Annotated in this window: 19 protein-coding genes and 1 pseudogene; 12 read left to right on the top strand and 8 right to left on the bottom strand. The window is 60.7% G+C overall.

Features of this window, described 5'->3' with window-relative positions; genetic code table 11:
• The first annotated feature begins 90 nt into the window (after nucleotides 1-90).
• The 4 genes from AC1DU9_RS16255 (at nucleotide 91) to AC1DU9_RS16240 (ending at nucleotide 4948) form a co-directional block, all read left to right on the top strand.
• The gene (locus AC1DU9_RS16255) at nucleotides 91-1581 is read left to right on the top strand and encodes an aldehyde dehydrogenase (protein WP_477810476.1); all 1491 of its coding nucleotides are present in this window, start codon (nucleotides 91-93) and stop codon (nucleotides 1579-1581) included.
• Between the two features lie 51 nt (nucleotides 1582-1632).
• Complete coding sequence (locus tag AC1DU9_RS16250; RefSeq protein WP_477810475.1) at nucleotides 1633-2931, top strand: NAD(P)/FAD-dependent oxidoreductase; 1299 nt, start codon at nucleotides 1633-1635, stop codon at nucleotides 2929-2931.
• Between the two features lie 450 nt (nucleotides 2932-3381).
• Entirely contained in the window at nucleotides 3382-3930 is a 549-nt protein-coding gene (locus tag AC1DU9_RS16245; RefSeq protein ID WP_046042404.1) for a cupin domain-containing protein, read from the top strand.
• A 214-nt stretch (nucleotides 3931-4144) separates the two neighbouring features.
• Entirely contained in the window at nucleotides 4145-4948 is an 804-nt protein-coding gene (locus AC1DU9_RS16240; protein ID WP_477810474.1) for a hypothetical protein, read from the top strand.
• A gap of 33 nt (nucleotides 4949-4981) precedes the next feature.
• On the opposite strand, the gene AC1DU9_RS16235 is transcribed toward AC1DU9_RS16240, so the two are convergent.
• Nucleotides 4982-5719 carry a hypothetical protein gene (locus tag AC1DU9_RS16235; protein WP_477810473.1) on the bottom strand — a complete coding sequence of 246 codons (738 nt, stop codon included), beginning with the start codon at nucleotides 5717-5719 and terminating at the stop codon, nucleotides 4982-4984.
• A gap of 190 nt (nucleotides 5720-5909) precedes the next feature.
• Nucleotides 5910-6146 (bottom strand): hypothetical protein, encoded by a 237-nt coding sequence (locus tag AC1DU9_RS16230; RefSeq protein ID WP_007982133.1) that lies wholly within the window; start codon nucleotides 6144-6146, stop codon nucleotides 5910-5912.
• A 424-nt stretch (nucleotides 6147-6570) separates the two neighbouring features.
• Between AC1DU9_RS16230 and AC1DU9_RS16225 the strand changes: the two genes are divergently transcribed.
• The 3 genes from AC1DU9_RS16225 (at nucleotide 6571) to AC1DU9_RS16215 (ending at nucleotide 9764) form a co-directional block, all read left to right on the top strand.
• The gene (locus AC1DU9_RS16225; RefSeq protein WP_223457636.1) at nucleotides 6571-7017 is read left to right on the top strand and encodes an anti-virulence regulator CigR family protein; all 447 of its coding nucleotides are present in this window, start codon (nucleotides 6571-6573) and stop codon (nucleotides 7015-7017) included.
• 120 nt (nucleotides 7018-7137) lie between these two features.
• Nucleotides 7138-7629: a hypothetical protein gene (locus AC1DU9_RS16220; RefSeq protein WP_477810472.1), complete on the top strand. Its 492-nt coding sequence runs from the start codon at nucleotides 7138-7140 to the stop codon at nucleotides 7627-7629.
• A 215-nt stretch (nucleotides 7630-7844) separates the two neighbouring features.
• Nucleotides 7845-9764 carry a tyrosine-protein phosphatase gene (locus tag AC1DU9_RS16215; protein WP_477810471.1) on the top strand — a complete coding sequence of 640 codons (1920 nt, stop codon included), beginning with the start codon at nucleotides 7845-7847 and terminating at the stop codon, nucleotides 9762-9764.
• A 169-nt stretch (nucleotides 9765-9933) separates the two neighbouring features.
• On the opposite strand, the gene AC1DU9_RS16210 is transcribed toward AC1DU9_RS16215, so the two are convergent.
• Nucleotides 9934-10881 carry a helix-turn-helix transcriptional regulator gene (locus tag AC1DU9_RS16210; protein WP_223457639.1) on the bottom strand — a complete coding sequence of 316 codons (948 nt, stop codon included), beginning with the start codon at nucleotides 10879-10881 and terminating at the stop codon, nucleotides 9934-9936.
• A gap of 272 nt (nucleotides 10882-11153) precedes the next feature.
• Nucleotides 11154-11606, bottom strand: a complete 453-nt coding sequence (locus tag AC1DU9_RS16205; RefSeq protein ID WP_223457641.1) for a hypothetical protein — start codon at nucleotides 11604-11606, stop codon at nucleotides 11154-11156.
• A gap of 322 nt (nucleotides 11607-11928) precedes the next feature.
• On the opposite strand from AC1DU9_RS16205, the gene AC1DU9_RS16200 reads away from it, so the two are divergent.
• The 3 genes from AC1DU9_RS16200 to AC1DU9_RS16190 all read left to right on the top strand — a co-directional run bounded on the left by AC1DU9_RS16200 (nucleotide 11929) and on the right by AC1DU9_RS16190 (nucleotide 15608).
• The gene (locus tag AC1DU9_RS16200; protein ID WP_223457643.1) at nucleotides 11929-13650 is read left to right on the top strand and encodes a SulP family inorganic anion transporter; all 1722 of its coding nucleotides are present in this window, start codon (nucleotides 11929-11931) and stop codon (nucleotides 13648-13650) included.
• A 58-nt stretch (nucleotides 13651-13708) separates the two neighbouring features.
• Nucleotides 13709-14527, top strand: a complete 819-nt coding sequence (ppk2, locus tag AC1DU9_RS16195) for a polyphosphate kinase 2 (protein WP_223457645.1) — start codon at nucleotides 13709-13711, stop codon at nucleotides 14525-14527.
• Between the two features lie 298 nt (nucleotides 14528-14825).
• Nucleotides 14826-15608, top strand: a complete 783-nt coding sequence (locus AC1DU9_RS16190; RefSeq protein WP_223457647.1) for a DeoR/GlpR family DNA-binding transcription regulator — start codon at nucleotides 14826-14828, stop codon at nucleotides 15606-15608.
• A 230-nt stretch (nucleotides 15609-15838) separates the two neighbouring features.
• Here the strand turns inward: AC1DU9_RS16190 and AC1DU9_RS16185 are convergent, their stop codons facing one another.
• From AC1DU9_RS16185 to AC1DU9_RS16170, 4 genes and pseudogenes are all read right to left on the bottom strand, one after another.
• Complete coding sequence (locus AC1DU9_RS16185; RefSeq protein WP_223457649.1) at nucleotides 15839-17134, bottom strand: NAD(P)/FAD-dependent oxidoreductase; 1296 nt, start codon at nucleotides 17132-17134, stop codon at nucleotides 15839-15841.
• Nucleotides 17135-17809: 675 nt separating this feature from the next.
• Nucleotides 17810-18061 carry a molybdopterin converting factor subunit 1 gene (gene moaD, locus AC1DU9_RS16180; RefSeq protein ID WP_046044028.1) on the bottom strand — a complete coding sequence of 84 codons (252 nt, stop codon included), beginning with the start codon at nucleotides 18059-18061 and terminating at the stop codon, nucleotides 17810-17812.
• Nucleotides 18058-18186, bottom strand: a pseudogene (locus AC1DU9_RS16175) (cyclic pyranopterin monophosphate synthase MoaC); the annotation flags it as partial. The gene moaD and the pseudogene AC1DU9_RS16175, both read right to left, overlap by 4 nt.
• A 270-nt stretch (nucleotides 18187-18456) precedes the next feature.
• The gene (locus AC1DU9_RS16170) at nucleotides 18457-19347 is read right to left on the bottom strand and encodes a LysR family transcriptional regulator (protein ID WP_104447491.1); all 891 of its coding nucleotides are present in this window, start codon (nucleotides 19345-19347) and stop codon (nucleotides 18457-18459) included.
• A 298-nt stretch (nucleotides 19348-19645) separates the two neighbouring features.
• Here AC1DU9_RS16170 and moaB point away from each other — a divergent pair, with 298 nt between their 5' ends.
• Together moaB and AC1DU9_RS16160 are read left to right on the top strand one after the other, a co-directional pair.
• Nucleotides 19646-20185: a molybdenum cofactor biosynthesis protein B gene (gene moaB, locus AC1DU9_RS16165; RefSeq protein WP_007976036.1), complete on the top strand. Its 540-nt coding sequence runs from the start codon at nucleotides 19646-19648 to the stop codon at nucleotides 20183-20185.
• Nucleotides 20182-21387 (top strand): molybdopterin molybdotransferase MoeA, encoded by a 1206-nt coding sequence (locus AC1DU9_RS16160; RefSeq protein WP_223463774.1) that lies wholly within the window; start codon nucleotides 20182-20184, stop codon nucleotides 21385-21387. Before moaB ends, AC1DU9_RS16160 begins: the two co-directional genes overlap by 4 nt.

The raw sequence follows: 21387 nt of genomic DNA, 5'->3' as shown, positions 1-21387 counted from the left end.
GGCTCGCTCCTACAGGGGATCGCATTTCAAGTCTTGAATTGACGGACCTCGGTCCGACGATCACCTATTCCCCTGCGTCGAGTCACAACCATGACAAACACTCGCAGCGACTGGGAGCAACGCTTCCAGTCCCTCTCTATCGAAGGTCGCGCATTCATTGACGGCCAATACTGCGCGGCCGCCAGTGACGCCACGTTCGAATGCATCAGCCCCGTGGACGGTCGTTTCCTGGCGAACGTCGCCAGCACCGACGAAGCCGACGCCAACGCCGCAGTCGCAGCAGCACGCCGTACCTTCGAATCCGGCGTGTGGGCCAACCTGGCCCCGGCCGAGCGCAAGCGCATCCTGATCCGCTTCGCTGATCTGATCCTGGCGAACCAGGAAGAACTGGCCCTGCTCGAAACCCTCGACATGGGCAAGCCGATCAGCGATTCGATGAGCATCGACATTCCGGCGACCGCCAACGCGATCCGCTGGACTGCCGAAGCCATCGACAAGGTCTACGACGAAGTCGCCGCCACGCCCCACGATCAACTGGGCCTGGTGACCCGCGAAGCGGTCGGTGTGGTCGCGGCCATCGTGCCGTGGAACTTCCCGCTGATCATGGCCAGCTGGAAATTCGCCCCGGCCCTGGCGATGGGCAACTCGTTCATCCTCAAGCCTTCGGAAAAATCCCCGCTGACCGCGATCCGCATCGCCCAGCTGGCACTGGATGCCGGTATCCCGAAAGGCGTGTTCAACGTCCTGCCGGGCTATGGCCACACCGTCGGCAAGGCGCTGGCGTTGCACATGGACGTCGATGTGCTGGCCTTCACCGGCTCCACGGCGATCGCCAAGCAACTGATGATCTACGCCGGGCAGAGCAACATGAAACGCGTTTGGGCCGAAGCCGGGGGCAAGAGCCCGAACGTGGTGTTCGCCGACGCGCCGGATTTGCGCGCAGCAGCACAGGCTGCGGCCAGCGGCATTGCGTTCAACCAGGGCGAAGTCTGCACCGCCGGTTCGCGTCTGCTGGTGGAGCGTTCGATTCGCGAGCAGTTCATTCCATTGCTGGTGGAAGCCCTGCAAGCCTGGAAACCGGGCCACGCGCTGGATCCTGCGACCACCGTCGGCGCAGTGGTCGATCAGCGTCAGCTGGAAAACGTATTGCGCTACATCGAAGTCGGCAAGCAGCAGGGCGGTCAACTGATCGCCGGCGGCAGCCGCACCCTCGAAGACACTGGTGGCCTGTACCTGGAACCGGCGATTTTCGATGGCGTGACCAATGCCATGACCATCGCCCGGGAAGAAATCTTCGGCCCGGTGCTGTCGGTCATCACCTTCGACACCACTGAAGAAGCCCTGGCGATTGCCAACGACAGCATCTTCGGCCTGGCCGCCGGCGTCTGGACCAGCAACCTGAGCAAGGCCCACACCTTCGCCCGTGGCCTGCGTGCCGGCAGCGTCTGGGTCAACCAGTACGACGGCGGCGACATGACCGCGCCGTTCGGCGGGTTCAAGCAGTCGGGTAACGGTCGGGACAAATCGCTGCACGCGTTCGACAAGTACACCGAACTCAAAGCGACCTGGATCAAGCTCTGATAACAATAAAGCGACGGTCGCCGGCTCTGTCGGCGGCCATCGGAGAAATGTATGAAACAAGACTCTTTTCACCAACAGCATGTAAACAGCTACTACGCCGCCACCCGTAACTTCACCGGCGATTTCCCGGTACTGGAAGGGGCGGTGGACTGCGACGTCTGCGTGATCGGCGCCGGCTACACCGGCCTGTCCTCGGCGCTGTTCCTCGCTGAAGCGGGCTACAGCGTGACCGTGCTGGAAGCGGCCAAAGTCGGCTTTGGTGCCAGCGGTCGCAACGGCGGCCAACTGGTCAACTCCTACAGCCGCGACGTCGATGTCATAGAAGAGCGCTACGGCGACAAGACCGCCGAAGTCCTCGGCAGCATGATTTTCGAAGGCGCCGACATCATTCGTCAGCGCATACAGCACTACGACATCCAGTGCGATTACCGTCCCGGCGGTATCTTCGCGGCGATGAACAAGAAGCAACTCAAGGGCCTGGCCGAGCAGAAGAAGAGCTGGGAACGCTACGGCAACAAGAACCTGAAAATGCTCGACGCGGCCGACATCAAGCGCGAAGTCGGCTCCGACGCCTACGTCGGCGGCCTGCTGGACATGCAGGGCGGCCACATTCACCCGCTGAACCTGGCACTCGGCGAAGCCTCGGCGATCATCGGCCTGGGCGGCAAAATCTACGAGCAATCGGCGGCGGTGGAAATCACCTACGGCGAGCCAATCACCGTGCGCACTGCAAAAGGCGTGGTGAAGGCCAAGTACCTGCTGATCGCCGGTAACGCCTACCTGCCGCAGGGCCTGGACAACCGCGTGACCAGCAAGAGCATGCCGTGCGGTTCGCAGATCGTCGTCACCGAGCCGTTGTCGGAAAAGCAGGCCCGCAGCCTGATCAAGAACAACTACTGCGTCGAAGACTGCAACTACCTGCTCGACTACTACCGCCTGACGGCGGACAACCGCCTGCTGTACGGCGGTGGTGTGGTCTATGGTGCGCGCGAGCCGGACGACATCGAACAACTGATCCGCCCGAAAATCCTCAAGACCTTCCCGCAATTGAAGGACGTGAGGATCGACTACCGCTGGACCGGCAACTTCCTGCTGACCATGTCGCGCATGCCGCAATTCGGTCGTATCGAGAAAAACGCCTATTACATGCAGGGCTACAGCGGCCACGGCGTTACCTGCTCGCACCTGGCCGGCAAACTGATCTCGGAAATGATCCGTGGCGACGCCGAGCGTTTCGACGCGTTTGCCTCCTTGCCGCACATGCCAATGATCGGCGGGCGCACCTTCTCGGCGCCGTTGACCGCCCTCGGCGCCGTGTACTACTCGCTGCGCGACCGTTTCGGCATTTAAGCTTTACCTCGCCGGCGGCCGCCCCCAAAGGGTGCCGCCGGTTTTTTAACACTTGAAACACCGCCGTCCCTTGTGGGAGCGAGCTTGCTCCCGATAGCGGTCTGACATTCGACATTGATGTTGACTGACCCGCCGCCATCGTGAGCAAGCTCGCTCCCACAGGTCTTGTGTCTTGACTCAGAATTATCATCAACCGGTTCTTTTCTTCTGCCGTTTATCGAACCTGCTGAGCATTACGAACAAACGTGATTTAATAGCCGCCTTTCACGTTTCCGGGACCGGAAAACGGCGTGATCCGCGCCTGCACTCCACCCCTCCATTATCCCTGTAGGAGCGAGCTTGCTCGCGAAGGCGTTGGTTCAGTCGACATCAATGTTGCGGCTAAAATCGCAATCGTCGGATCGCCGCCCGGATCAAGCTCGCTCCTACGGGTTGGCACATAAGGCTGTCATGGACACGGGCTCACGACTCAAATTAGTACGCGAAAGCTACAAAATGTCCCAGCGCGAGCTGGCCCGGCGTAGCGGCGTCACCAATGCAACCATCTCCCTGATCGAACAGAATCGGGTCAGTCCTTCCGTCAGCTCCCTGAAGAAATTGCTGGAAGGCATCCCCATGTCCCTGGCCGACTTCTTCACCTTCGATCAGCCACCGCGCGAACACCAGTACGTCTTCCGCGCCAACGAACAGCCCGACCTCGGCCGCCACGGCCTGCGCCTGCTGCTGATCGGCGCGTCCGTGCCGAGCCGGCAGATGCGTTTGCTGCGCGAGCAATACGCGCCGGGCGCCAGTTCCGGGGAAGAGCCGATCGTGCATTCCGAAGGCGAGGAGTGTGGGTTGGTGACACGTGGCACCGTGGAATTGACCGTGGATGGCCAGGTGAGTGTGCTCAACGCCGGGGATGGCTATTACTTCCCGACGACATTGCCGCACCGGTTTCGCAATATCGGGGCGGATGAGGCGGAAATCATCAGTGCCAACACCCCGGCGAACTTCTAATAGGGTCTGTCCCGACAAGTCCTGCAAATTTTTCAGGCGTCTAGGTTGAACGTTCGTCGGATGGCGGGTTGCTACCATCGCAATTGCCTGCCGATATCAACACGGCTGCTACGCTTGGTCGTTGCAGTGCCCGAGCTGCATTCCTGCTCACGCTGCGAGGATAATCACGGAGTGCGACATCCATTCCTGTCGGCAACCTGCACGGAGGCAGGCGATGGTGATCAAAAGCATGGCCGATTCGACTGCGGCGGGGGTTCCCGAGCCGCTCGATCGGGAAGAAATCGAGCGGGTGCTGGCGCTGTTGCTGGCCAGCCCGTTGTTTGCCAAGTCCAGACGCATGGGCAGTCTGTTGCGCTTTCTGGTCGAGCACGACCTTCAGGCTTGCAAAACGCCGCTGACCGAACACGCCATCGGCATCGAGGTGTTTCGTCGTGACCCGGCAGTGTATTGCACGGGCGACGATCCGGTGGTGCGAGTGCAGGTGGGGCGCTTGCGGCGCAAGCTCGCAGCGCATTACGCCGGCAACGGCCAGCAGGACCCGGTGCGCTTGTGCATTCCACCCGGGTGCTATCGCTTGACCTATCAGCGGCTGCGGCCCAAGGGCGTCGGCACTCGCCATCCTGTGGTCCAGATCCAGCCGTTTACCTGCCTCACCCGCGATGGCAATGACTTTACCCGGGGCTTGTGCGAGGAGTTGAGTTGCCGACTGTTCGAGTCGTTCGAGCAGACGCAGACCGGGACCAATCATGTGTTGATGCGGGTGGCACGCAACAGCGAGCCGGTACCGGACTTCAAGCGTGGCGGGCGTTACAGCTATTGCCTGGAGGGCAGCGTGCGGGTCGAGCCTTCGCGGGTGCGAGCGTCATTGCGCCTGGTGGATGTGGCGCAGGGGCGGATTCGCTGGTCGGCACAGTTCGATCGTGATCGACCCTATGGCATCGCCACCCAGGAGGACCTCGCGCAGTCGATCTGTCGCTCGCTGACGGGCTACTTCACCACGGCGGGCAAAGAGGAGTGAAAGGGCAACCGCAAGGTTGCCCCGGCATGACGGTTACACGGTTTTCCACTGACCGCCTTCGTAAAGGCGACCTGCGGTGTTATCGAACGTCAAATCGATTTCGATCGCCTTGGAGCGTGAGGTACTGAACATGGTGCTGGTCTGTACGTTCTGTTCGAACCACACGAGGATGGTTTCCACCGGCGTCAGCACGGTATTGCCGGTGACGACCTGGTTTACGGCCACGTAGATCGGCGTACTGACCTGATTGCCATCGATGCCGGTGGACAACTGGTTGACCCCCGGATGAATCGGCGCGTAGTTGTTCACGAAAGTCAGGGAAGTGTCCGGGCCACCGGTTACCGCCGAGCTCAGCAGGCCGCTTTCATCAAGTGTCGAGGTTTGCCCCAGGCCAATGTTGACGATGTTGGTCGAGACTTTGACTTGCACGTTTTCCTTGAACACGTTGGAGGCGAACAGCTGATACTGCGGCGTCCAGCTGAACTCGTTGTTGCTCAGGTAGGCGTCATAGGACTGCCAGACCACGTTGTAGTCGGCGTCACCCACCTTCTTGGCAAAGCACAGCTTGTAGCCGGACTTCTTCAGCAGCGTCAGGTCGCCGGCGGCGATTTCGATGGTGACGGTTTTTTGCGAGGCCGCCAGGGCCGACCTCAGTACCCGGCCGTAATCTGCCGCCTTCAGTTGCGTTGCACCCATGATCGACTTGACGGCTTCTTGCACATCATTGTGAAGCTGCTGGCTCTGTTGGCTGACAGCGATTGATTTGCTCATGGTTTCCCTCTTCCTTGGTGGTGTGTTGGGCAAACAATGGGCTGCTGGCGCCTGGCGCTGCAGTCCATTGATGGCTTCACTCTAGGAGGGAGGGGCAGGGCGGCTAAGTGTCTTGGTGTTACAAGCGGGTATCGGGGTTGTATCAGGGGCTGAGTCAGCGGGGCAGCCGATCGGCCGCCCCGTCTTGACCTCAGGCGGCCTTGGCATCGGCCCAGACGAAGTTCCAGCTGGTGCGTTTGCCCTTGGCGATCTCGATCAGCTTGTTCTCGTACACCGTGTGATTGACCACGCCGGTGTAGGTCAGGGTGCGGGCGGCATTGGTCCCGGTGACCTCGCCCGGCTTGCCGCCCGACTCGACCATGGCTTTTTTCATGTCGGCTTCCGACGGGGCGCTGCTCTGGTTTTTTTCCACTTTGACGAAACTCATGATTCACCTCTTCCGTGATGGGGGGATCGGTGCCAGCGCGGGCCGACAAGTCGACGACCCTGTTCCACACCGACGGCCATACTCTATTGGCCAGTTCGGCGGCGCAGAAGTGACAACTGCGGCGCCGAGGTAACAATCGGGAAACAGCGCCACGCATTGAAGTATCTGCGACGTATCAAGCGTGGATTCACATCGAAGCAGGTTGCGGTGAGTATCTCGGGCCGAATGGGCACTCACCGAATGGAATTCCATACAAGGTATTAGAGTTGTGCCTGTAGATCGACACGCCCCATCCTTCGGCAAACGCCTGCAAGGCTTCGATCGGATGAGCGTAGACGGTTTGGCGGTTGGTGACTCGATGGAACCAACTTCGTCAATAGCGTCTAAATTTCAGAGAATCTTCCCCACCACGAAGGAACGACTCATGTACAAGTCTCGATCATTGATTGCAGCGATTACCTGCTTGACTCTGGTCTACGGCTCGGTGACGGCGCTGGCCGATCCCGGTAACGGCCAGGGCAACGGGAAGGTCAACCATGGCAACCAGGGCGGTCATGGCAACAAGAACAAAAACTCCGGTGGCGGGGACTGGAGCAACGGCCCGAGCATCAACCGTGGCAGCGTGCTCGAGATCATAGGCGTGAATACAGGCTACTGGAGCCCGGGGCCTGATTTGCCACCGGGTATTCAAAAGAACCTTGCCCGAGGCAAGCCGCTTCCCCCCGGCATTGCGAAAAAACTGGATGGCCGACTGGTCGGCAGGCTGCCCCACTATGACGGTTACGAATGGCAGCAAGTCGGCACGGACCTGATCCTGGTTGCGCTGGCCACCGGGCTTGTCTATGAAATTCTCGACGGTGCGTTTGATTAAAGTGTGGAAGGTAGTCTTCCCGCTGACTCAAGGTGCTCCAGCCGTCTGTCGTAGTGCTTGAACTGTTGGAGGGATATCGCGTCATACGTCACGCGATATCAACCTCCTACGGAAGCAATCATGCTTTTTAAAAACAAGAGTCTCGTTGCTGTAATGTCATGCGCCATGATGCTTGCAGCCGCCCCGCTGCTCCCTGATGGCCTGTCGATCATGGGTTCCGCATACGCGAAGGACGGCGGTGGTGGCGGCGGTGGAAACGGCGGCGGTGGCGGCAACGGCGGTGGTAATGGCGGTGGAAACGGCGCAGGCCACGGCGGCGGTATGGGTGGCGGACACGCCGGCACCGGCCACTCCGGCAGTAACGGCCGCGGCAACGGGCTGGACAGCGACCATGCTGGCAAATCCGTGCGCGACCATGGCCTGAGCGGGAACCATTACGGTAGTGAGCGCAATGACGATAACGGTCATGGCACCACAACCTCAGGCATCGCCCATTCCAAGGATACTCGCGGCATCTCCAAGGCCAGGGCTATTTCGGCTTCGACTCCAGGTGATCACAACACCAAAGGCTTGAGTAAAGCCGGGCTGTCGACCTCGAAAAAATCCCATTGAGTTCGCGGCTGTAGAGATCAGATTCTGAGAAGCCAAAAACCCGCAGAAGGCGGGTTTTTTGCAATTGGAATTTGATCGCCGGGCATTACACGGACAGAAAACGAACCACCCGGACACATTGCGCAGTGATTTGCGTCCGCGGGCGATTTGTCATGTTCAGCGTCATTTCAATGTAGATATTAGTCAGCCCAACGCGATTTCAATGAGGCTGCACTGTGTTCCAACGACTTGTGTGTTCGCTGTCTGTTCTGAGCCTGTCCATCGCTGCCGCCCAGGCTGCCGAGACTGTCCCCCTCAACACGCCACGCCTGAAGAGCATCGACAATTTCCGCGATGTTGCCGGTCTTGCCACCGCGTATTCCACCGCCAATGACGGCACGATGCGTGGCGGGGTGTTTTATCGTTCTAACGCGCTGACCCCGTCGGCGGCGGATCTGGCGACCCTCAACGGCCTGGGTATCAAGGCTGTCTACGACCTGCGCACCCCCAGCGAGATCGCCGCCACGCCCGACACGATGCCCACGGGTGCGACCTACACCAACATCGACATCATCGGCGGCTCAACGTCTGGCGCGAACGTCACCAACATCGCGTTCCACAGCGCCGCCGAAGCCACCGCCATGATGCAGGACACCAACCGTGATTTCGTCCGGAACCCGGGGATGCGCAGCGAGTTCAACCAGCTGTTCAATGAGCTGGCCGCGGTCGACGGCGCCGCGCTGTTCCATTGCACCGCCGGCAAGGACCGTACGGGCTGGACCGCCGCAGTGTTGCAAAGCATCGCCGGGGTCGACGATGCCACCATCATGAGCAACTACCTGGCGACCAACGACTACACCGCCGCGCGTATCAAGGCGACCCTGGCGGTGTTGCCACCGAGCCTGGCAACCATCTATGGGCCGCTGATCGGTGTGGAGGCCAGTTACCTGCAAGCCGGCCTGGACCAGGTGACCGCGCAGTACGGCACGATGGATAACTACCTCAAGCAAGGCCTGGGCCTGTCCCAGGAAACCATCTACGTACTGCGCGGCAAGATGGTGTTCTACAACAGCTTGCCTGGCGCGGCGGACCTGGCCGGCAACGCCGCTGCCGGCGCGCAGTTGTTGCAACAACTGCAGAACAGCAACCTGTCGGGCACCTACAGCGCCTACAACTATTACCTGCAGTCGGCCATCGATGCGCGCAGCCTCGGTGGCGTCGAGTCCACCGTCGGCGGTCAGGTGCATGCCGACGCTGCCAGCTATCTGTTGCGCCAGGGCGCGATGATCGAACAGGCTGGCGCGCCGTTCACCAGCGGCATCGACCTCAAGGCCGGGCAATACCGCCTGTGGAGCACCGCCCTGGCGGGCTATCTGGGCACCGACGGCTCTTCTCAGGCCTCCAGCAGCAACGAACATAGCCAGGGAATGATGATTGGCCTGACCCAGCGCTTCTCCGAACAGCTCAGCGCCCATGCCGGTTTCGGCTACAGCAGCGGCAATGTCGGTGGTGCAGGTGGCGAGGCCGATACCGACCTGACCTTCTTCAGTGTGGGCGCTCGCTTTGCACCAAACGGCCTGGAACGCGGCCTGTTTGTGGATGCCGATGCCAGCGCCGGTTATCTCGATTACGAGAGCAAGCGCGAACTCGGCGGCGGCCTGGGTACGGCCAAGGGCGACAGCCATGGCAACCTCACCGGCGCGACCCTGGCCTTGGGTTACCGTGTGCCGTTGAACGGTGTCACCCTCGAACCGAGCCTCGGTGTGCGGGTCAGTCACGTCAACCTGTCCGGCTTCCAGGAAAAAGGCAGCGAGTTGGCCCTCGACGTCGACGGCATCCACCAGACCCGCAAGAGCGCGGTGGCCAACCTCAACGCATCCTTTGCACCGGTCAGCATGGGCGCCTGGCAAGTGGTGCCGGGAGTGCAAGTGGGCTACGAGCATGTATTGGGCGACCCTGAAGTCGACAGCGAAGGGCACCTGCTGGGCCTGGACGTTGAACAGCAAGCCGCCTTCGACAACCGTGATCAGTTCACCGGTGGCGTAAATGTCATGGCCAATCTTGGTCCTTGGAGCGTGGGGGCGGAAGTCGGCGCAAGTGGTGGCGGCGACAGCCACGGCTTCAATGGCGGCCTGAAGGCCAGTTATCTGTTCTGACGATCAGTTAAGGTAATTTGTGGGAGTGGTGTTTTTTTTGTCGTACGCAGGATTGGCGGGCGACACGGATTGAATGTGGGAGCGAGCTCGCTCGCGATGGCGATTTTGCAGCCAGCATCCATGTTGCCTGACACGACGCCATCGCGAGCAAGCTCGCTCCCACAAATCTTCAATTGACTGGCATTGACCGCGTTCGCACCCCCTTTCTCAAGTCTGCGGGACTGATGCCGTAGGCACTCTGGAAATACTGGCAAAACCGCCCGACATTGCTGAAACCGTGTTGCAAGGCCACGTCTGTCACCGACGGCGACACCCCCTGGGACAGCGCGGCATAGGCGCGCTCCAGACGTACCTGGCGCTGATAGGCCACGATCGAAGTGCCCATGAAACGCTGAAAACCTTCCTGCAATGCACGCAGGCTGACGTTGGTCAGCTGCGCCAGTTCCGTACCGCTGGCCAGGTGGTCGGGATGCGCCTGAATGTACTCGACGGCCAGCTTCACATGCCGCGGCGCTATCAGTGGGGAAGGGCGCTGAAGGGCTTCGGTGAAGTTGTGCGGCCAGGTTTCGAGCACCGCATCGACCAGCATTTCGCGAAGGCGCGAAGGCATCAGCGAGCCTGTGTTGATCAGCAGGTCGAATTCGCTGCCCGTGGCCAGTTCAATCAACGCCCTGATGCCTTGCAAGGCCGACACATTCAGATCCACCACTGGTTCGAAATGCACCTTTTGCAAGATAGGTTTGCCCAGCAGCATCGACAGTCGTTCGGTGATCAACCGCCGGCTGATCGAAATCCCGTGCTGTGCATGGTTATCGACAAAGCGCGCCGAGCGGACTTCGGCCTTGTCGATCGCCAGGCCGATCTGCGCAAAACCAACCGACTCGGTGACGTGGTTGAAGATGATCTTGCCGGCGGTGGGAATGACGAAGGTGATTTCATCAAGGGGTGCGGGAAAGGCCACCGTGAAATCACCGCGATAGTGCATGCGACGAAAACTGACCCCTTCGTGCCGGCCATAGACCCCACCGATGATGATGTTTTTCGGTGGCGGCGCAGAGTCGCAATAGAGGTTGCCGAACAGGCTCGAGAACAACGCGCCAAAGTCGTCGCAGCTCATGTCGTTGGACCTGATGATGATTTGCTTGCACGTCGTGCTTGAGTACACCTGAAGTGTCACCTTGAGCGGATGGGCAAAGCCCTGGTACGGGGAGCTGGCGATCGGAGATCGAGCGAGTGCGGTTCGGGGCAGTGCCAGGACGTTATCAGTGAGTAATGACAGGTTCGTGACCGCAGCTTCTACCGGCCCCTTTGCACTCACCAGCCGCCACCGCTCGCACCGGACAACCGGTGGCACGAGCGGTACCGAGGGCTGGCGTGAAAGGGTCGCGGCTATTTCGCTGGCACTTCAGGCTTGATATCCCCGCAAAAAATATCGACGTTGCCATCGGTCGCAGCCGTGCGCACGACCACCGAATACTTGCCGTCAAGCAGGGTCTGCAACGGCACAGGCGCGGTTCTGGTAAAAGACCAGCCGCGTACGGCCTGGCGTTCGGTGTTGACGGTGTCGTTCATCGCGTAGGCGACTGACCCTGGTTGCTGGCAGCTGCCGTTATTGATGAAAGAGTAAAGACGCAAGGGCAGGATAACCCCGGTTGGAACACCGCTGACGAAGAAACTCAGCCCGGTTTTCTTGTCCCAGTCCGTCAACGTGACGGTGCCGATCTGACCGGCGTTTTGCCGGGTGGCGACCAGGGTAACGTTCACGCCGTGGGTCGATGAAGTGGTGCAGCCGAACAGGCTTGCCGCAACCATGAGTGCTGCCAGTGAGGTTTTGAGCTTCATTGCCAAACTCCTGAGCTGAAGAACTGCAATGGGGGAGTTAGCGGGTATAGCTCATTTATCGCTTTCATGACGTCGTCCATATAAGGCTTTCCATTTTTGACCGGTGATGGTGGGGCGTCTGTCCCCTTCGCCAGCCACATGGCGGCGTAGCCGTGCAAACCGACTACATTTGTAACTGGTCGAGCCCGCGTGAATTGCCTGCTGGCACACGTGCTTCGATGCCGATGACGGTTTGCAATGGTTACGCGTGCAGTTAAAGGATTGTGCGGTCAGTTGAGCCCACTCATCATCCGCACGGGACGATTTGCGACTGGAGTGACTCATGAATCAACAAGGCAGCCATCCGCCAGAGCGGGTTCCAGGCACTCCACAGCGGGGTATCTTGCGCAGCCTGTTGATCCCGCAATGGCTCGGCAGTTATCGGCCAGACTGGCTGCGGGGCGATGTGGTCGCCGGGTTGACGGCCGCGGCCGTGGTCATTCCCAAGGCGCTGGCGTACGCCACCATTGCCGGCCTGCCGGTGCAGGTCGGGCTGTACACGGCGCTAGTGCCGATGGTGATCTATGCCGTGCTCGGTACGTCGCGCCCGCTCAGTGTCAGCACCACGACCACCCTGGCCATTCTCGCCGGTTCCGCCTTGGGCCAGATCAGTCCAGCTGGTGATGCGACGACCTTGCTGGCGGGTTCCGCCACGCTGGCCCTGATGGTGGGCGCAATCCTGATCGTCGCGGGGTTGCTGCGCCTGGGTTTCGTCGCCAATTTCATTTCCGAACCGGTGCTGGTGGGTTTCAAGGCCGGCATCGGTGTGGTCATCGTTCTCGACCAGCTACCCAAATTGCTCGGCACTCACATCGACAAAGGCGGATTTGTGCACAATCTGCTGGCCACGGTCCAGAGCATCGGTCATGCCTCGCTGCCCACCGTGGCGGTCGGTGTGTTCATGGTGCTGCTGCTGGTCGGCATGAAGCGTTTTACGCCGCGGCTGCCTGCACCGTTGATCGCGGTGGCGCTGGGCATCATTGGCATGAGCCTGTTTGGCCTGGAGAGCTTTGGTGTGTCCGCCGTCGGCCTGGTGCCGATCGGATTGCCCGCGCCGACCCTGCCGGTATGGTCGTTGGCCGAAACCCTGTGGCCTTCGGCGATGGGCATCGCGCTGATGAGTTTCACCGAAACCATCGCGGCGGGGCGCGCGTTCGCCCGCAGTGACGAGCCCCCACCACAGCCGAATCGGGAGCTGCTGGCCACTGGCGTTGCCAACATCGGCGGTGCGTTTCTGGGGGCCATGGTCGCGGGAGGCGGGACCACTCAAACGGCGGTGAACCGTTTGGCCGGTGCCCGTTCGCAACTGGCCGCACTGGTCACCGCAGCACTGGCGTTGGGCACTTGCCTGCTGCTGGCGCCGCTGATTGGCCTGATGCCCAATGCCACGCTCGCCGCTGTGGTGATTGTGTATTCGGTGGGCCTGATCGAGCCGGCGGAATTTCGCGAGATCCTGTCGGTTCGCCGTACCGAATTTGCCTGGGCCGTAGTGGCCATGATCGGCGTGATGTTGCTGGGCACGCTGCAAGGGATCGTCGTGGCGATTATCGTCTCGTTGCTGGCCCTGGCCTATCAGGTCTCGGACCCGCCCGTGCATGTCCTCGGGCGCAAGCCTGGCACCAATGTGTATCGGCCGCAGTCCGCCGAACACCTCGATGACGAACACTTTGACGGGCTGCTGTTGCTGCGGCCTGAAGGGCGGATTTTTTTCGCCAATGCCCAGCGCATCGGCATGAAGATGCGACCCCTGATCGAAGATGCAAGGCCCTCCGTGGTGATTCTGGACCTGCGCAGCGTGTTCGACCTGGAGTACACCGCCCTGAAAATGCTCACCGGGGCGGAACAGCAACTGCGGGAAAAAGGTATTTCACTGTGGCTGGTGGGCATGAGCCCGGGCGTATGGGACATGGTTATCAAGGCGCCCTTGGGCCATACGTTGGGCGAGGCGCGCATGTTCCTGAACCTGGAGCAGGCGGTTGAGCATTACCAGCGCAGTCGAGGCTGAATGAACGCGGCCGGGCGCACTCCGGACGCTGTGTGACGCATTGAAGGAGGTAACGGGCATGGCAAAGAAGAAGGCTGCACCGAAAAGCAAACCGGTCGAAGGCGACAAGCTGAAGAACAAGGTGTATCTCGAGGAACTGGCGAAGCTGCATGTCGAGCTGGTCAAGCTGCAGGAGTGGGTGCAGTACACGGGCGCGAAGATTTGCATCATCTTCGAGGGCCGTGATGGCGCCGGCAAGGGCGGGACCATCAAGGCGCTGACCGAACGGGTCAGTCCGCGAGTGTTCCGGGTGATGGCGTTGCCGGCACCGACCGACCGGGAAAAAAGCCAGATGTATTTGCAACGTTATCTGCCGCACCTGCCGGCGGCCGGTGAAGTGGTGATCTTCGATCGCAGCTGGTACAACCGCGCCGGGGTCGAGCGGGTCATGGGCTTTTGCAGCGAAGAGCAGGTGCGCACGTTTCTCACCGTGGCGCCGCGCGTCGAGCAGGCACTGGTCGAATCGGGAATCATCCTGATCAAGTACTGGCTTGAGGTGAGCCAGGAAGAACAGACCCGACGCCTCAAGGCGCGTATCACCGACGGGCGCAAGATCTGGAAGCTGTCGCCGATGGACCTCAAGTCCTACAACCGTTGGTACGACTACTCCCGTGCCCGGGACGACATGTTCAAGTACACCGACACCAAATTCGCCCCTTGGCGGGTCGCCAACTCCAATGACAAGCGGCGGGCGCGGCTGAACATCATCAGCGATGTGCTGAGCAGCGTTCCTTATGAGGAAGTACCGCGGGCAAAAGTGAAACTGCCCAAACGGCAGACTCCCGGTAACTATCGGGACCCGAACTATCCGTTCAAGTACATCCAGGAAAAATTCTGATCGATGCATCGGGCAGGAGCCAGTCCACGCCGGCTCCTGCTGCATGCCATCAGGCGTGTACCAGCGCAATCGTAAACGAGACCACGATCATGCACGCAAAGGCAAAATTGATATTCATGAAGTTTCCATCCAAAACATGAGTGACGGCGCCATCTTGAACAGGTCACAGAAAAATAAAAAATTCGCTGTAATGATTTGAAAGATCGAAAAAAATGATACTTGGCCGGTTCGTTGTTTTTGCGCCGGGTTGCAGATACTCTCGGGTAACGCGCAACTTCATGCATAAACGAGCAAAAACATGCACGACAACCATTCTGCAGCCGAACTTCCGTCAGTGCGCCGGCAAAAGATCCTGTTGATCCTCGAACGTGACGGCAAGGTCATGGCCTCGGAGTTGAGCCAGCATTTCGCGGTGTCCGAAGACACCATCCGCCGCGATCTGGCGGAGCTGGCCAGCGCCGGCCTGGTGCAACGGGTGCACGGCGGGGCGTTGCCGCGGCCCAAGGATACGGGCAAGGACTATTTCACCCGGATCAGCGAAACCGACGAGGTGAAAACCCATCTGGCGCAATTGGCCGCGCGAAGGGTGCAGGACGGTCAGATCGTGGTGTTCGATTCCGGCACCACCACCTTGCAGATTGCGCGCTCGCTGCCGGTGGACATCGCCATCACCGCGATCACTGCGTCGCCGATGACGGCCATTACCTTGTCCGAATACAAAGGCATCAAGGTGATCCTGGCCGGCGGCCAGCTCAACCCGGCGACGATGTCGGCCAGCGGCCACGAAACCCTGCGGTTGCTGGCGGGCATCAAGGCCGACCTGTTGTTTACCGGGGTCTGCGCGATACACCCACAGGTGGGCTTAAGCTCACTGCACTTCGATGAAGTGCCGGTGAAACAGGCGATGCTCGACTGTGCTTCCCATGTGATTGCCGTCACCACCGCGGACAAGCTCGGTGCGGTGGAGCCCTTTGTCGTCGCGCCTTGCAACCGCGTGCACACGCTGATCACCGAGCAGCATGTGGCGTCAGGCAATGTCGAGGACTACCGGGCGTTGGGGATCGAGGTGGTGCAGGCTTGAGCGGGTCTTTGTGGGAGCGGGCTTGCTCCGGGCGGCGATCCGACGATGGCGATGTGACTGGCGCTGAATGTGTGTTGAATGTACCGGCCTCTTCGCGAGCAGGCTCGCTCCTACAGGGATCGTTGTCGAGCACAAATATCGAGGCTGACAAACAAACCTTGTAGGAGCGAGCCTGCTCGCGATGGGGCCAGCCCAGGCAGCATCCATACTGAATGTGCTGACCAACAACCTCAGCGCAATCGCTCAAGCATCTGGTAGTACCACATGCCCGCGGCGAGCATCGGGTTGCCGAGCAAGTCGCCCATGGGCACGCGGATGTGCTGGCAGGCGGCGAAGGTGTCGAACTGCTCCAGTTGCCCTGTGATCGCCCGGCCCATGATTTCACCCATGATGTGGGTGGTGGCGATGCCATGGCCGGAGTAGCCCTGGCAATACCAGACGTTGTCCGAGAGCTTGCCCAGTTGCGGGATGCGGTTGATCACGATGCCCATCGCGCAGCTCCACTGGTAGTCGATGGCCACGCCTTTGAGCGCCGGGAAGGTCTGCTCGATGCACGGGCGCAGCTCGGCGGCGATGTCGCGCGAATCCTTGCCGCTGTAGTTGGCGCCGCCACCGAACAACAGGCGACCGTCGGCGGTGAGGCGGTAGTAGTCGAGTACGAAACGGCAGTCGTAGACCGCCAGGTCTTCGGGGTTGATCTGTCTGGCCAGATCGCCCAGCGGCTCGGTGGTGACGATGCCGCCCATGGCCGGGAAAATCTTGCCCTTGAGTTTTCCCGGTTCCAGCTTGTGGTAGACGTCGCCGGCCAGCAGCACCTGATTGGCGTCGATCTGCCCGTGGGCGGTGCGTATGCCGGGGCTCTTGTGAAGGCCATCGCCGTGGATGATCTCCAGCACTTCGCTGTTCTCGAAGATCAATGCACCGAGGCTCTCGGCTGCGCGGGCCTCGCCGATGCACAGGTTGAGCGGGTGCAGGTGCATGTTGCGGGTGTTCTTGATCGCACCGTGGTAGAGGTCGCTTTGCAGCAGGTCGCGCACCTGGCTGCGGTCGAGCAGGCTGACTTCGTCGCCCATGCCTCGGCGCACCGCCTCGTCGTAATCCTTGCGCAAGCCGTCCATGTGCGCGGGTTTGTACGCGGCGTGCAGGTGGCCGTGCTTGAGGTCGCAGGCGATGCCGTATTTTTCCACGCGCTGCCGGATGATCTGGTGTCCGCGCCAGCGCAGGTTCCAGATGAAGTCGTCGACTTCATCGCCGATGGTGCGGCGCATCTGTTTGCGCATGGCTTCGTCGCCCGACAGGCTGCCGGTGACCTGGCCGCCATTGCGCCCGGTGGCGCCCCACCCGATCTTGTGGCTTTCGACGATGGCGACCTTCAGGCCTTTTTCGGCCAGCTCGACGGCGGTGGCCACGCCGGTGAATCCGCCGCCGATGATCACCACGTCAACCCGGTGCCGGCCTTGCAGCGTCGGGTAATCGGTGTCCTGGTCGAGGGTGGCGGTGTAGTAGGAATTGCAACGTTGAGTCATGTCGGTGTCCAGGCAGAATTGGGAGAAACCAATGCCAGTCAGTCGAAGTGCGCAACTTGTAGGAGCGAGCCTGCTCGCGAATGCGGAGTGTCATTCACCGTTGATGTCGAATGACACTCCGCTWTCGCGAGCAGGCTCGCTCCCATAGGGATTGCATACGCTGAGCAAACGCAGGGATAGCGAAGGAGGGGGGCTCGCCGATCAGGCGAGCAGGGCGCTATCCGGCGGACGTGCGGAGTGACGCAGTTTGGAGCGGCGCAGGGCCATGGGCAGGTTGACGATGCGCTTCATGCAATGCCGTCCACGGCCAGCAGCGAGGTGGCCAGGTTCGAGAGTTTCAGCAGCTGCTGTTCTGACGGCAAAGTACGCATGGCGCAGGTTTCCGGCGGCGGAAATCGTCGGTGGCGAGTGGAACAAGCCATTCGGGGGACGGCTGGATACTAGGGAGGATTGCGGCGCGTGTAAATGTTTGATTCAGAACATCAGGCGCACGATAAGGCCGATCAACCCGCAGCCGATCAAAACCTCAATCACCCCGCGCTTGAACCGAAGCAATGCAATGCCGCAGTGCGTTGGATAGTCGCTTGATGCTGCGCCTCTGCCCAGCGCTCGACGGCTGACCGGTCGCTGTCACGGGCATCGACCCAGCGTGCGCCGGACCCCACGTCTTATGCCTCAACCCCCGGTGACCGGTGGAAAAAAGGCGATCTCGTCATAGTCCTCGATCACCCGGTCCGGATGACACAGCTCCTGGTTCAGCGCGCACATGAGGTTGTTCTCACCGAGCACATGGCTCCACAGCTCACCGCGAGCCATCAGCAGGCGGCGCACGTCTTCGATGGTCTTGAGGCTGTCGGTCAGGGGCAGTTTTTCACCGCCCAGGTTGAGCTGTTCGCGGTAACGGGCGAAGTAATTGATCAGGATCATTGGGCGTCCTCGAACTTGAAATGGCCGGAGCGGCCACCTTGTTTGCTCAGCAGGCGGATGTCATCGATGACCATGCCTCGGTCCACTGCCTTGCACATGTCGTAGAGGGTCAACGCCGCCACGGTGACCCAGCGCCGCCTGACAAACTGACGCAGCGTTGTCGTACTCGCGAAAGTTCACACTCAGCGGTTTGGGCGCGGGGGCGTTAGTGTCGCTTCGAATATCGGTTTGTTCAACTTGGCACAACATGAAAAAAATCTCGAAGCGCTTAATTAAGTTCGGGCTACGGGTAACTTTTTAACGGGTCCAATCGCTTGTTCCGATGTGCCGATTGGTGATGTCTATCAGGCTGGCCAAACATATCTGGTCCGGTTTTATATAAAGCCGAAACTTGATCAGTTAGTCCGGCTGAACAAAGTTCGCGCTTCGGCAAAACACTTCTCGGCAATCGCCGAGCGCGGTTCGGTCTTGCGCATCACCAGGCCCAGGGGCGCGAGCACGCTGGCATCCGGCAATTCGATGAACGACAGGTGTTCGATGGGCTCTTCCAGGCCACTGTCCAGCGGCATGATCGCGCAACAGAAACCCTCGTGAATCGCCTGCAGCAACTGGTAGGTCGAATCGCTTTCCAGGATCGGCTGCGGGTCCAGTCCGCGGCTGCGAAAGCTCAGGTCGATGGATTTGCGGTAGTGCATGCCGTTGCTGAGCATCCCCAGCGGCAGTTCGGCGGCGTCCTCCCAGCTCATTTGCGTGCCGTCGAAATGGAAGTGGCGGGTGTCGTACAGCAGGCCGACGCGGGTCTCGCCGATCTCGAAAAACTCGAAATAGCTCGGGTTGACGTGATCGAGGTAGCACACGCCCAGGTCCAGCTGATTGTTGCCAAGGCCCTCGATGATCTGGTCGGAACTCAAGGACGACAGGCTGTACTTGAGCTCGGGAAAGCTGCGGGACAGGCCCTGAATGTAGGTGACCGGGTTGAAGCTGCTGAGGGGCACCAGCCCCAGGCGCAAGTTGCCGACGAGTTGGCCCCGGCACGCGGCAGCCTCGGCGAAGAGCCCGTCGTGGGCGGCCAGCAGGGTCCTGGCCCACGCCAGTACACGCTCGCCGGCCTCGGTAAAACCCTCGAAGCGCTGGCCCCGGGTGACCAACACCAGGTCCAGTTCATCCTCAAGATTGCGCAGGCGCATCGACAGCGTGGGCTGGGTGATGTGGCAGCGCGCGGCAGCCTGGCCGAAGTGGCGGGTCTGCTCCAGGGCGATCAGGAACTTGAGTTGTTTGATGTCCATGACGGCACCTGCTGGCGGGGGAGTGAGGGGTTAAGTATTGACTCAGGTGCGCAAGACACAAGGTAAGGCAGAAAACGTGAGCCGAGACGATCTCATTGTCTTCGGCGTGCGTCCAATCACTGCTATCTAAGGGGTTATCGATGGGCTCTATCATTGATGTTTTTCCTGGTCTTTTTATATTGATAGATTGGCTCGATAGTCTGGTTGGTTAGAGTGATTAGACAGGGCTTGATTTATCGAATTAGTCTCCGGAAGTTGTTTAATTCAGCTATTTAGCTAATACCTGCCGGAGAACCCCATGAGCGTCAAACCGGATGCATTGTTTATACCCCTGAATATTGCCGTGCTGACCGTCAGCGATACCCGTGAATATGCCAATGACACCTCCGGTCAACTGCTCGTCAGTCGCTTGCTGGAAGCCGGCCACACCCTCAGCGAGCGCAACCTGCTCAAGGATGACCTGTACAAGATCCGCGCGCAGGTGGCGAACTGGATTGCCGACGACGGCATCCAGGTGGTGCTGATCACGGGCGGCACCGGGTTCACCGGCCGCGACAGCACACCCGAGGCCGTGGCCTGTTTGCTGGATAAACAGATCGATGGCTTCGGTGAGCTGTTCCGGGCGATTTCGATCCTCGACATCGGCACCTCCACGGTGCAGAGCCGGGCCCTGGCCGGACTGGCCAATGGCACGCTGGTCTGCTGCCTGCCGGGCTCCACGGGCGCCTGCCGCACTGCGTGGGAAGGCATCCTCGCCGAGCAACTCGACGCCCGCCACCGGCCGTGCAATTTCGTACCGCACCTCAAGCCTGTGCAAGCCTGCGGGACGCGGGGATGAGTCATTCACCCTTGATGCCGGTGGAAGATGCCATCGGCCGTTTGCTGACAATGGCCGAGGCACAGTCGATTGAGGAAAGCGAAGCGGTGCCGCTAAGTGCCGCCAGGCAACGGGTGTTGGCCAATGATCTGGTGGCGACCCTCGATCTGCCGCCATGGCCCAACAGCGCCATGGACGGGTATGCCCTGAATGTCGACGGTTGGGACGGGGCACCGCTGACCGTGTCGCAGCAGGTATTTGCCGGTCACGCCCCCGAAACTCTGGCACCGGGAACCTGCGCGCGCATCTTCACCGGTGCGCCTGTTCCGCCGGGTGCCAACAGCGTGGAGATGCAGGAGAACACCGAGGTGCTGGAGGACGGACGTATCCGCTTCAAGCAGCCTCTGAGCGCCGGCAGCAACATCCGCCCGCAAGGGCAAGAGAACCGCGCCGGCGATGTATTGCTGCGCGCCGGCAAGCGCCTCGGTCCGTTCGAATTGGCAGTCGCGGCGGCGCAGGGCTGCACCCATGTGCAGGTGGTGCGGCGACCACGGGTGGCATTGCTGTCCACCGGCGATGAACTGGTCGATCCGGGCACGCCACTCAAACCCGGCTGCATCTACAACAGCAACCGCACCTTGTTGAGCCATTGGTTGAGTGCGTTGGGTTGCGAGGTCATCGAGGCCGGCATTCTCCCCGACGAGCCACGGCAGACGCGGCTCAAGCTCGAACAGCTGCAACACAGGGCGGACCTGATGCTCAGCACGGGCGGCGTGTCTGCCGGTGACGCCGACTGCCTTGGCCAGGTACTGCGCGAGTGCGGCAAGCCATTGCTGTGGAAACTCTCGATCAAACCCGGCAAGCCATTGACCGTGGGCCACTTCGGCCGTGTGCCGGTAATTGGCCTGCCGGGCAATCCGACATCGGCGTTGGTCACTTTCGGTCTGTTGGCTCGGGTTTATCTGTTGCGGATTCAGGGCGTCGAAGACGTCGAGCCTTTGAGCTTCCCGGTGAGTGTCGGCTTTGCCTGGCCCAAACCCGGAAGCCGCCGCGAGTACCTGCGGGCGAAACTCGAAGCCGGTCGCGCGGTGCTGTATCCGAACCAGAGTTCAGGCGTTTTGTTGGGCGCGTCCTGGGCCGACGGGCTGCTGGAAATACCGGAAGGCTGCACACTGGAAGTGGGCGACACGGCACGGTTCATACCCTTCAGCGAGCTGTTCTGA

The organism is Pseudomonas sp. P4_C1, assembly GCF_056402155.1.
Note: the sequence above shows the minus strand (reverse complement) of the source record. Positions and strands in the feature narration are given on the sequence as shown.